Below are 11829 nucleotides of genomic sequence, written 5' to 3'. Positions count from 1 at the left end.
GCAAGATGTAAATCCAGTACTGTCGGAGGCGCGCTGGAATGTTGAGTTCATGCTCGCAATGCAAGTACCCGAAGGGCAAATTGTCAGTGTTCCTGTCGGCAATCAATCTGCAAGTAAAACACTTGAACTAACCGCCATTGATGCTTCTCACTTGGCGTTTCATAAAGTCGCCGACGAAGTGTGGACTGGTATGCCATTACCACCGCACAAAGACGATAAAAAACGCTATGTTGGCCAGCCAAGTACGGCTGCGACTCTTAACCTTGCGGCGATTGGCGCTCAATGTGGACGATTATGGAAAGAGATCGATCCTAGCTTCGCAAAACGTTGTCTAACAGCCGCCGAAAAAGCGTGGACGGCAGCATTAGTGCATCCGAACATTTTTGCTTATGACAACTTCACCGGGTCAGGTCCATATGATGACTTGGTTTTGAGTGATGAGTTTTATTGGGCGGCGAGTGAGCTGTTCATTACCACGGGTAATGCTCAATATCTCGATTTCTTGAAAAGCTCTCCACACTATCTAGAAACACCAAAAGGCAACCTTGCCACCGACGGCGATATTTTTTGGCAATACACTGCGCCACTCGGCACCATTAGCCTAGCCGTTGTTCCTAGTAACCTAGAGAAAGAAGCGATTTCACAAGCTAGAGCCAATATTATTCAAACCGCCTCTAACTATGAAGCGCAGGTAACTAAAGAGGGTTACCACATTCCTTACTCTGTCGAAGAGTACCCTTGGGGCTCAAACTCAAACTTGGTTAACCGAAGCTTGTTCTTGGTTTATGCCAATGATTTTAGTGGCGACATGAAGTTTCTAAAAGCAGCAGCGAACGCGATGGATTACATTCTGGGTGCCAATCCAATGAACATCTCCTACGTGACCGGTTATGGCAGCCACGCGGCGCAAAATCCTCACCACCGTTTTTGGGCAAAGGCGGCAGATGAAAACTCTCCGGCACCTGCACCTGGTGCATTAATTGGTGGGCCTAACTCGATCAGCTTTTCCGACCCTATTGCCGCAACAATGAAAGGACAATGCATCGGACAAACCTGCTATCGAGATAACATTGGTGCATGGTCACTCAATGAAATCACCATCAACTGGAACGCTCCGCTGGTTTGGGTTGCATCCGCTTTGGACGAGGGAAAACTGCACTAATACTGGGCTTTTTGAATCAATCCACATGGCCAGCCCCCTAAGCTGGCCTATTGTCTATTTTGAAGAGGTTCATAATGACCACAATGTTAAAACTCGTTTGGCTTATCCCTGCGATACTGATATCCGCTTGCAGCTCAGAAAGCAAAACACCGCCGCTAGGCAACGACGGTACTTCCGCCTCCTTCAACACGACAGAACAACCTTTGTATGGCGCTGAAGTGTTTAGTCACGACAAAGTACTGTTTGGAAAGTTCGTTATCCGCATGAAAATGGTTTCTAGTCCCGGCGTCATTTCATCGTTCTTTACCTATGACAACGAAAGCTGGGCTGGTGGGATACCTTGGCGTGAAATCGATATTGAGTCGGTAGGAAAACGAGCCGATTTGCTGCAAACCAACTTAATCACTGGTGAAGCAAGCCATCGTATCCACTCAGAACAACTTCACACTGTTGATGATATCGATGAGTTTCATGAACATACACTTATCTGGACACCGGACGAAATTACCTGGCAAGTTGATGGCGTGACAATACATCAAGAACTGGCTTCGCAGTCTCTGCAAATTCAAGACATGCGTGATACGCCACAAAGCTATCGAATGAACCTTTGGGTTGCAGATTCAATCGATTGGGCCGGGCGCTTCAACACAGACAACCTACCGCTGGAGCAAACTATCGATTGGATTGAGTACTACGCCTATGACAATGGGGAATTTACCCTTGAATGGCGCGATGACTTTACTTACTTCGATAGCAACCGTTGGGGTAAAGGGGATTGGAGCTTTGCTGAAAACCTCGCCACCTTTAGGCCAGAGAACGCGGTCATTATAGACGATGTGCTGGTCTTACGATTGACCCACTAGGGGATGTTAGTCCGGTCAAATTTCTGCGCATAACCAAATGTAAAGCCCTAGGTTAAACGGGCTTTTTTAAGACTCAAAGAAGAGACAATCAGCTCGGACGGCTCATTTTCACTCGCTGTTTAACTCGGTCAAAGCGCTCTTTATTGATGCGTTCTTTTAACTTAGGTTTGATGTCTGCCACTGGCACCGCCTTCCATTCACCCTCGTGATAAACAACGATATAAGACGCGCGGCTAATCTCCTCTCGTACGACCCACTTACCGTCATCGATACGCTTCACGTCTCCGCGAACATTGCCATCGGAGTCTCGGACCGTCCAAGTACCATTGCCGTTCTTGCTACCTGTAATCGTATGATCCGTTTTCAGTGAAGAGATAGTAATCACGTCGTCTTGAACTAAGATTTCTCCAATACGGTAACCATTGTATGTAATGGAGTACAGCGTCTCACCTTCTGTTTCACGCTCTTTAACCGTAGAAATCTTCGCATTCGGGTTAACCGGTGACTCATATTCTGGTAGATGTACCGGGACACCTAGGTCTAAATCTGGAATGTAAACATAACCAAGGTCAAAACCCAAACCTGGCTCCGTTGGCTCCGATCCTTCTGGCGCACTGTTACCATAACCAGCATCCACATTCTCAAAGCCCAGGTCACCATCAAACTCAGGCAGTGGTTCTGTCGGAGATGAACTTCCGCCACTTGATGAGCAGCCAGCAAGTAAAGCGACAGCAAGTGCAGAGCAAAGGAGTTTAGATTTTTGAATCGAGGTTAATTTCATGATGTTTTGCCTTCATGTTTTAAGATGAGTAAATCTTAAATGCCTCGACCTATTCAAACTATAGAGCAAAAAATATTTCTGACATTCACCACCTAAATATCAACTATTAAAGTTTTTTTAACGTGGCCTTTATACGTTGAGTTTCGACACCACATCGACCATCAACTACTTCAATACCTTGTAATGATAGCGTTTCATATTCGTCTGCACTTACATAGATATCATAAAATCCCGCTTGCGAGCCGAAAACCTCAATCATTTCTGGGTCGCACTGGTCTTTCGTGAAATCTTTTGTGACATCACCCCCAGGCCCTTTTACCGTTAGCGTGCTGTCACATTTTAATGACTCCTCTGTATCAGCATCGATAATTAGTACTTCTAATGTCGAAGAAACAACGGACGGACAGGCTTGCTCATCAAGATGCTCATCTTCACAGCCAAATAGAATGGGTATTATCACAATAAAGAGTGTTTTAAATTTGTTTTTCATTTAACCAAGCCCTTAGTGTTGAACACATTTCCAAACTCTGACTTTGTAGTAATCAATAATTTGAAGCCATTCCTCGCCGATGTTGCAGCCATGTGTTGGAATATTGCTAGAGTTCCATACAGCTGAACCTCGCACGCCCATATCCTTCCAATATGGCAAAGGATCAGCTGGGTCATGATAGAGAACATTGCCATAACGATCTAATGAGCCAACGTGCATTTATGGGTAATTGTAAAACTAGTAATAGCGAGGGTGCCGACTATTGATATCCACCTGGAAATTTTCATATAGACCCCGCAATTCTTTGTTGTAAATTGAATTATCACAACGATTTACTACACTATCTATTTAGCGATGAATATTCAACGACGTTATTTTATAAAACACATGTCGTTCACATTATGTAGGGGTATGGAATTTCTTAATACACTCTATCTGATATTTTTGAAGCCCGAAGAAAAAATATTTTGCCATGAAAATGTCTTCTATTATTTGCGTTACTTATCAGTAAATATTGAGTATAACTATATAGCGCTGTACTTAGATCAACTTTAGTGACCTCTATCAATTGTTCTGGTTCGAGATAAGGCTTTGTTGCCTCACTCAGCGAAAGGCAGAACTCTAGCTAAATAGTTCGCATTTTAAACAACATACTGAGTTTCGGGCATACCTAACCCAATTAGCTTGTTGAGTGTTTTTGTCATGACGTAATTCTCAGTAACTTGTGCGTTGCAATTTGGAAACGATAGTGAACCTCGATTGACTAGGGAGTTGTTGTACTCACGCCAGTTGGTGGTTTTAAGTCAAGGCTTCGACATGAAATCAAATTCAGCAAGTGAATGTCCCTGATCTGATCGTAGGATTTTGATTTAACTCATTCGATTTCAGCAACAAAGTCTTTTGTGAAATGTTGTCGAAGCCATAATGCAGCATCTTGGGCTATAGAAATGGGTTGTACCAGTGTTTATCGATATTCTGGCGGGACTTACGCTTGGAAAGGTGCTCATTACACAACTGAAAATGACACCGATTTGTCATTTGTCATCATTCACACATTACTCATGTGAAAACCGACTTATATTAAAGTCCGCAATGCAAGTCGGTTAAATATAACACATACACTACAATCTAGAGTTCATTAAATACACATGTTATTCACTCAAACTGTCCTCAGTAAATGTTTATACCATCACATCATTCGTCGCAGCGGTGGGTGGCACTTCCGATGCTATTGAATAACTGGCTAACATAGAGTTTAGTACAGATAGCCAATCATTCATCCCTTCATGCGTTGTCGCCGATAACTCAATCACTTTAATCGCAGGGTTTACACTCCTTGCATTCTCTATACATTTCGCTATGTCAAAGCTAACGTAAGGAGTAAGATCAATTTTATTGATGATCATGTAATCCGCTTCGGCAAACATGTAGGGGTATTTAAGCGGTTTATCATCCCCTTCGGTCACTGACAAAATTGCGACCTTACTATGCTCTCCTAGGTCAAAACTAGCAGGGCAAACGAGGTTACCTACATTCTCAATGAATACTATACCCTCGCCTTCAAACGCAAGATGATGCATCGCATGATGAATCATGTCTGCATCAAGGTGACACCCTTTGCCTGTGTTCACTTGATACGCCGGCGTCTGAGTTGCCCGAATGCGATTAGCATCATTCTCTGTCTGTTGGTCACCTTCTATTACAGCACAGCGGATCTTGCCTGAGAGTAAGTTTAATGTCTCCGTCAGAAGCGTCGTCTTACCCGAACCAGGACTCGACATCAAGTTAAGCACCAATTGACGATTCTTTTTGAAATTTGCCCTGTTATGCGCTGCCACTCGATCGTTATTCGATAATATTGAGCGTTCAACCTCTATCAATCGTTGCTTAGACACGACTTCTGAATGATGGTGATGTTCCTCATTTGTATGTGAATGTTTTCCATTACCGTTTTCATCACAACCACAAACTCCGCACATACTAGATGACCTCCATATGTTCAATTTCCATTTCATTTCCGCTATTCAATTCAACGCTTAATCCGTTACAGTTCGGACACTGTTGTACATAGTTCTGCGCCCTAAATTCACAGCCACAATCCAAACAAGTCGCTGATGATTCGATCGTCTTTATGATCACTTTCGCTCGATTGGCAATGGTGTCACGCGCTGCAACTTCCAACCCGACCCTCAGCGCTCCCTCCTCGATACAAGAAAGCTCACCGATACGCAATGTGATGGTCGTAATTCGCGTAGCATGCTTTGCCGTGGCGAGTTTGGTTACTGTATCGATAGTATTTAGAGCTAATGATAATTCGTGCACTTTGCCCCCTAGCAAATCCTTGGCAGTAACTCCCCTACCGGGAAGTCCATTATTCGCTTGGCTCCTGTTTCAGAGCTCAAAACCGGTAATCTTGGCTTCGCTAGTTCTACTCGACCAATGATGGCAGCGTTTTCGTTGAACGTTCTAAGTATCTCAATTGCAATTGGAGCATATTGTTCAGGCAACGCCATCACAAAAGTCCCCTCATTGGCCAAATCGAAAGGCTCCATTCCAAAAAGCTCGCACACACCTCGCACCGGATCAGAAACAGGAATATCAGCCTCTTGCAGCAGTATTTGGACCTCTGACGTTTTACACCACTCTTGAAACACAGACGCCAAGCCACCCCGAGTTGCATCTCTCATTGCGTGAATAGGTATTCCACTGCTCAATAACTGACTGACGGCAGGCCAAACTACTGCACAGTCAGACTTTATATCGTGCTCAAGCTTTAGGCCTTCGCGTAAAGCGAGAATACAAGCACCATGACAACCAATATCGCGCGAAACAATCACCACATCGCCTTGTTTAAGTGCTGTTGCACTCACACCTCGTCGGACAACACCACCAACCCCGGTCGTGTTGATAAATATTTTATCTACTGAGCCTTTAGCTACCACTTTGGTGTCACCACACACCACTTTCGCTCCTACTTTTTCAAGTTCTGAGGCCATAGAACTTACAATGTCTTTTAAGGTGTTAAACGCCAAGCCTTCCTCTAAGATGAAACTACACGACAAATACTTGGGACGAGCAGCCACCATACTCAAATCATTGCAAGTACCTGCGACAGCCAAAGTACCAATATTGCCTCCTGGGAATGCGATAGGAGAAACCGTAAAACTGTCCGTGCTCATTGCAATCTCCCCAGAAACTGACAGAGTTGCAGCGTCCTCGTCATCGAATTCAGCACAGTTCGCAAAGCATGGTTTAATTATTTTTTCTATTAACTCCTGAGTTTCAACCCCCCACCACCATGAGCAATCTGGATTTTTCTATCTGTATTCATCAACATTCTCCAAAATCGAAGCGTAACGATAGTAAGCATTGCAAGCCCCTTCCGAACTCACCATGCAACTTCCCACTGGTTTGTTGGGCTTACAACTTTTACCAAATAATGCACAGTCGGCAGGATTTTTCTGCCCCTTTAAGATAGCGCCACAACAACATTTGGCACTGTCTTTTATCGGTTTGTTACTGAAGTCACCAGCAAAGACAATTTCTGCATTCAAATGACGATATTCATCACGTAAGCTCAAAGCACTATTGGCAATATTGCCAAGTCCACGCCAGTTAAAGTCCTCGCGAACCTCAAAATAAGTATCAACTAATGACTGTCCTAACTGATTTCCATATTTACTGACAATCCGGCTGTACTGATTGCCAAGCGCTGGTTTCCCTGATTGCCGCATAGCTAATAGCTGCTCTAATGCTTGTAGAATATCAACCGGTTCAAAGCCAGCGACCACGATCGGAACCTGGTACTCGTCGACAATGGATTGATAAACGTCGTAGCCGGTAATTGCACTAACATGCGACGGCGCAATAAAAGCATTGACTAGACTATCGTTGCCTTCAAGAACCGCTTTCATAGCAGGGGGACGAGCACATGGTTGACATGGAAAGAGAGATTAGAAATGTTTTGCTCCACGGCGTGGCGTAACACTATCGCCGTCATTGGAGTCGTAGTTTCAAAACCAATGGCAAAATACACCACTGACTTTTCTGGATTTTGGCGAGCAATAGTCAGTGCGTCCAAGGGATCATAAACGGCTTCGACCCTCCCACCGTTAGCTCTGCACTGAGCTAACGATAACTTTGAGCCTGGTACTCGAACCATGTCTCCCAACGTCACCAATATCGTATTTGGCTTCATCGCTAGGCTTATTGCATGGTCAATACGCTCTTTGGGCATAATACATACCGGGCAGCCTGGTCCATGAACAAATTGAATTTTATCACTCAAAAGTTGTGGTAACCCGTGACGCATAATCGCATGGGTATGGCCACCGCAAACCTCCATCACGTACATAGGCGCATTCAACGACTCTGACATTCGATTCAAATGATCGACCATTGCTCGTATTTTGGCGCTATCGCGAAACTCATCGACAAGTAGGTTAAGATTACTCAACTATTTTCTCCTTCTTGAATAGCGAGAATACTGTCAAAGTCTTGGAGCGTTTGCTTCGCCTTATCTACGCTGATCTTGCCAATCGCAAATCCAACATGGATCAATAAATACTCCCCAAGTTCTATATTTGCTTCTATCAATTCGGTATTGACCTCACGCTTAACACCTAAAGTGTTGACTATCACCGAGTTCGGGGTCGATCCGATCTGAACCACTTCCGAGGGAATTCCTAAACACATATGGCTATCTCTATTTTGTTTTGAGGCGCAAACCGAAATAGGCCTGCCCAACCGCTATGCCAGCATCATTTACAGGGACTTTTTCCCCCATATAAACATCAACTTGACATTGATGAAGTCTACTCACAGCTTCATTTACTAAGCAGCGGTTCTGAAACACTCCCCCAGCAAGCACAACTGGCAACTCAGGGTGGCGGCCAGCCCATTGGCAAATGGTTGATACAATTGCGTCAATAAGTTGGTGACAGAACCATGCTTGACTCACGTTTGTCTCGCTTTGGATCCTCTGAACGACTTCACGCAACGCAGGGCGCCAATCAATGATGCCATCATCAGACAGTTCGAACCTTATTCTCTTCAGCTCGCTGTAAGCGACTGGTCGCCTTGTCAGGGAGTGCGTCTCTTTTATGATTTGGTTCTCAATTATTAATCCGCTTTCTCCTTCAAAGTCCAGGCCGTCTATCAGTCCAATAAGGCTTGCCCACGCATCGAACAACCTACCCACTGAAGTACATTTCGGGCTATTTTGCTCCTTCAACCACAGCGTATGTAAATTGTCTATTTTATTGTCACTCCAGTTGGAAAATACCTTTAGGTGCATCGCCTTTATCTGTTCGAACGAAAAGCACTCCAAAAGCATTGCGAAGGCGATACGAGCGGGCTCTCGTATCGCTTGCTCGCCACCAATCAAACGAAACCCAAACAAACACCCAATTCTCTCATAGCTATCACGAGTGGCTTTTAAAACCTCTCCCCCAAATCGTGCCATCGTCCCCCAGCCCAGTGCCATCAAATACGAAACTCATCACTGGGGTACTTATATTGTGCTCTGCTAAAACTGCCAGGGTATGCGCAAAGTGGTGTTGTACCGACTCATGCTCAATACCCATAGATTGACCACAATGTGTAGAGAAATAGCGCGAATGCAGATCGGTCACCGTTTTGGTGATCTGTGTGTGGTAGATGGAAGGCAACCAATGCATCATATTTTGGTAGCGTTCTTGAACCGATAAAGACTCTAACTCGCCTAAATAAGGACTGAGAGTTAACATATTTTGTGACACAAAAGCGATGGTAGACTTCTGCTGTGCTCCCATAGCCAACAAAGCTTGATCAGCGCCCTCAATATTGACGCTTAAAGGGGCGTAGCCCCGAGCTAATCGAAGTGGTCTGATCTTATTACCAACAAAATGCACCAAGCTGTCGTCACAGGGGTTTTGAATGTCTCGGTTGTGGTCAAGTATAAAATCAAGTTGCTCTGGGAAGCTTGAGACAACATGAGCATACTCTGTCGCTAACACGTCTCCAGAAACATTCGCACTTGTCATAACCAAAACTTGAGTTGCAGAAATTTCGCGTAGGGATTCAAATAAAAGATAATGAAGCGGACTGTATGGCAGCATTACACCTAAATAAGGTACATTTGGGGCGACACCATCCAGACCTATGGTATCCTTTGAGACAACTTTTTCCATCAACACAATAGGCCTAGAAGAACAATTAAGAGCTTGCCATTCTTCTGAAACTCCGGTGACATAAGACCTGGCTACCCACTCTGTGGCGGTCATAATAGCCAAGGGTTTACGATTTCTTCGCTTAAGTGTACGTAATCTGGCAACCGCACTAGAGTCAGTCGCATCGCAAACCAAATGAAACCCCCAACACCTTTGACGGCGCCGACGCTCCCTTGCTTTATCATTTGAGCACATTGGGTAATCGCTTTGGTTTGCTCTGTTACCTGAACGTCACCATCTCGCGTAACAAGTGTTATTTGGGGGCCGCAATCTGGGCATGCAATAGGTTGAGCGTGATAGCGCCTATCCATCGCATCTGCGTATTTGCTCGCACATTGGCGACACATAGTAAACGGCGACATCGACGTCATTGGCCTATCGTAAGGAAGAGCTTCAAAATAGAAAACCGAGGTCCACAGTTGGTACAATTGGTAAAAGCGTACTTGTAATATGGCGACGCTGGATCACTCATATCCTCTAAACAGTCATGGCAAGTACCCTGATCTGGAGAAATACTCGCAATAGTCTTTCCCGTATATTCGCTCGCATCAATGACAAAATCCCGAACCTCAATTAGCGGTGCCTCATTCACCTCAATTGTTTCTATGTATGCTAGCGGCGGCGGATTCTGCCTCAGCTGAGACTCAAATTCGACAAGGCTATCATACCCCCTTGAACATCGATCTTAACCCCTTGTGGGTTGTTGAGCACCCGCCCAGAAAGTAAAAGCCTTTTTGCTTGCTGATAGACAAAAGGTCGAAACCCCACCCCTTGAACAATACCAGAAACAGTGATGAGACGACGTTGCTGCATACCTACTTGTCCTATTGCAAAAACAAAAAGATACTTCCTAGTGCACTGAAACTCACTCCCAGCACATAGCGTATAACGGGCAGTTCTCGAGCATCTATCCAACGGGCAACACTACCAGCAAACACAAGTAAACTAACACTCGATAGCAGTAGCCCAGAAAAATAAGCCAGAGTAGAAATACCGACTGGCATTTCACTGGCATGTGCTAGGCCGTGAAATGAAGCACCAAGAATGGTAAACGATACTAACCAACAAATTTTGTCGACTTTTGCGATGGCGACCGTCAGCCCTGCAAGCAGGACACTAGAAGCAAGTACTAGTTCTAACATAGAGGCCGTTATACCTATTAGGCCAGCGACCAGTCCAAGAGATAGCACAGCGACGTAGCCAATCAAGTAATGCCAGTTCAACTTCGGCACTGCAAATGCAATAGCTAGTCCAACCGCCAAAATATAAGCCATATGATCCAGACCGGTTAATGGATGCAGAAAACCTTCCACGAACCCATGCTGGCCGTCATGGTGGCCGACATGCGCAAAAGCGGAAAAGCTAAGCAACGACGCTCCCAACAATACAATTCGTTTAATGGTCATAATTTTCTCCTAATCAGCGTAAATATTGTTTTAAGGACATACTTGGGGTTCATTGGAAACACGCATCGTGTGACTCCCTTTGAGGAAGTATTAGACGATCTGCATGGCAATAGATGGTCGCGTTACCTCTTCGGCAGTACCCGACCAAAGTTAGGTTCAATTTTTCTGCAAGCTCGACCGCAAGCTCTGTAGCGGCAGAAATGGCCACAAGAGACTCAATGCCTACCGCTGCCACTTTTTGCACCATTTCAAAGCTCGCTCTGCTTGTCACCAATACAAACCCAGTCGCTGTAGGATTCGTTTGAACATACCAACCAACGAGTTTATCTAGTGCGATATGACGGCCAACATCTACAAATATCGCCAACATGTGACCCTCAGCACTAAAATACGCCGCCGCATGACACGCACCTGTGCGATGACTTAGGTACTGTTTCCGTTCAAGATCTTTAGTAGCTAAATCAAGCCCAGATACGTTAAGCTTGCTTTCGTTAGACACAGGGAGCTTGACTTTCAAGATACCTTTCAGCCTCTCAGTTCCACATATCCCACATCCTGTTGTGCCAGCTAGGCTACGTTTTCTTTCTTTTAATCTATAAGTGCATTGATTAGAAATCGTTACGTCAATCGTAGTGCCCTGATGTTCGGTAACAACCTCTATATCTCGAATATCTGCCCTTTTATCAACAATTCCTTCGGTAATTGAAAACCCAATAGCAAAATGCTCCAGATCACAAGGCGTACACATCATCGTGGTGTATGAAATACCGTTATAGGAAATAGCAACTGGTATTTCCTCAATAAGGCTATCATTATTGAAAACATAGTTTTCCGATTTTAAGTATTTCGTAATCACCCTATTAGAAACAACACTTCTGTTTTGGAAGTTCAGCGAGATTTTCATAAAATTCTCCACAA

General features: G+C 44.6%; 15 protein-coding genes and 2 pseudogenes. 2 read left to right on the top strand and 15 right to left on the bottom strand.

Annotation, left to right across the window (positions count from 1 at the left end; genetic code table 11):
• Nucleotides 1–1162, top strand: a 1162-nt coding sequence (locus TZ48_RS02430) for a glycoside hydrolase family 9 protein (RefSeq protein ID WP_239670672.1), incomplete at its 5' end; no start/stop codon positions are given.
• Nucleotides 1163–1236: 74 nt separating this feature from the next.
• Nucleotides 1237–2025, top strand: coding sequence for a family 16 glycosylhydrolase (locus TZ48_RS02425; RefSeq protein WP_239670671.1), 789 nt, complete (start codon nucleotides 1237–1239; stop codon nucleotides 2023–2025).
• 88 nt (nucleotides 2026–2113) lie between these two features.
• Here TZ48_RS02425 and TZ48_RS02420 read toward each other — a convergent pair whose 3' ends face one another.
• The 15 genes and pseudogenes from TZ48_RS02420 to fdhD form a co-directional block, all read right to left on the bottom strand.
• Complete coding sequence (locus TZ48_RS02420) at nucleotides 2114–2806, bottom strand: hypothetical protein (protein WP_112478134.1); 693 nt, start codon at nucleotides 2804–2806, stop codon at nucleotides 2114–2116.
• Nucleotides 2807–2912: 106 nt separating this feature from the next.
• Nucleotides 2913–3296, bottom strand: coding sequence for a hypothetical protein (locus tag TZ48_RS02415; protein WP_112478133.1), 384 nt, complete (start codon nucleotides 3294–3296; stop codon nucleotides 2913–2915).
• A gap of 641 nt (nucleotides 3297–3937) precedes the next feature.
• Nucleotides 3938–4051: pseudogene (locus tag TZ48_RS02405) on the bottom strand (IS5/IS1182 family transposase); the annotation flags it as partial.
• 426 nt (nucleotides 4052–4477) lie between these two features.
• A complete protein-coding gene (gene hypB / locus TZ48_RS02400; RefSeq protein ID WP_239670670.1) occupies nucleotides 4478–5275 on the bottom strand; it encodes a hydrogenase nickel incorporation protein HypB in 798 nt (265 codons plus the stop codon).
• A gap of 1 nt (nucleotide 5276) precedes the next feature.
• Entirely contained in the window at nucleotides 5277–5618 is a 342-nt protein-coding gene (gene hypA / locus TZ48_RS02395; protein ID WP_162674465.1) for a hydrogenase maturation nickel metallochaperone HypA, read from the bottom strand.
• A gap of 8 nt (nucleotides 5619–5626) precedes the next feature.
• Nucleotides 5627–6553, bottom strand: coding sequence for a hydrogenase expression/formation protein HypE (gene hypE, locus TZ48_RS02390; RefSeq protein WP_338062239.1), 927 nt, complete (start codon nucleotides 6551–6553; stop codon nucleotides 5627–5629).
• A gap of 60 nt (nucleotides 6554–6613) precedes the next feature.
• Nucleotides 6614–7674: pseudogene (hypD, locus tag TZ48_RS02385) on the bottom strand (hydrogenase formation protein HypD).
• A gap of 74 nt (nucleotides 7675–7748) precedes the next feature.
• A complete protein-coding gene (locus TZ48_RS02380) occupies nucleotides 7749–7991 on the bottom strand; it encodes a HypC/HybG/HupF family hydrogenase formation chaperone (RefSeq protein ID WP_112478129.1) in 243 nt (80 codons plus the stop codon).
• 10 nt (nucleotides 7992–8001) lie between these two features.
• Nucleotides 8002–8697, bottom strand: a complete 696-nt coding sequence (locus tag TZ48_RS02375) for a Kae1-like domain-containing protein (protein WP_162674463.1) — start codon at nucleotides 8695–8697, stop codon at nucleotides 8002–8004.
• 22 nt (nucleotides 8698–8719) lie between these two features.
• Entirely contained in the window at nucleotides 8720–9640 is a 921-nt protein-coding gene (locus tag TZ48_RS02370) for a Sua5/YciO/YrdC/YwlC family protein (protein WP_162674462.1), read from the bottom strand.
• The gene (locus TZ48_RS02365) at nucleotides 9556–9876 is read right to left on the bottom strand and encodes a hypothetical protein (protein WP_112478126.1); all 321 of its coding nucleotides are present in this window, start codon (nucleotides 9874–9876) and stop codon (nucleotides 9556–9558) included. The genes TZ48_RS02370 and TZ48_RS02365 overlap by 85 nt, the downstream gene beginning before the upstream one ends.
• Nucleotides 9873–10097, bottom strand: a complete 225-nt coding sequence (locus TZ48_RS26235) for a hypothetical protein (RefSeq protein WP_112478125.1) — start codon at nucleotides 10095–10097, stop codon at nucleotides 9873–9875. Before TZ48_RS26235 ends, TZ48_RS02365 begins: the two co-directional genes overlap by 4 nt.
• Nucleotides 10098–10138: 41 nt before the next feature.
• The gene (locus TZ48_RS02355; protein ID WP_112478124.1) at nucleotides 10139–10318 is read right to left on the bottom strand and encodes an acylphosphatase; all 180 of its coding nucleotides are present in this window, start codon (nucleotides 10316–10318) and stop codon (nucleotides 10139–10141) included.
• Nucleotides 10319–10329: 11 nt separating this feature from the next.
• Nucleotides 10330–10911: a HupE/UreJ family protein gene (locus tag TZ48_RS02350; RefSeq protein ID WP_112478123.1), complete on the bottom strand. Its 582-nt coding sequence runs from the start codon at nucleotides 10909–10911 to the stop codon at nucleotides 10330–10332.
• 49 nt (nucleotides 10912–10960) lie between these two features.
• Nucleotides 10961–11815, bottom strand: a complete 855-nt coding sequence (gene fdhD / locus TZ48_RS02345) for a formate dehydrogenase accessory sulfurtransferase FdhD (protein ID WP_112478137.1) — start codon at nucleotides 11813–11815, stop codon at nucleotides 10961–10963.
• Nucleotides 11816–11829: the final 14 nt, after the last annotated feature.

Source organism: Vibrio variabilis, assembly GCF_003263785.1.
Lineage (GTDB): Bacteria > Pseudomonadota > Gammaproteobacteria > Enterobacterales > Vibrionaceae > Vibrio > Vibrio variabilis.
The sequence above is the reverse complement of the archived record's forward strand: the minus strand, read 5'-3'. Positions and strand labels throughout refer to the sequence as shown.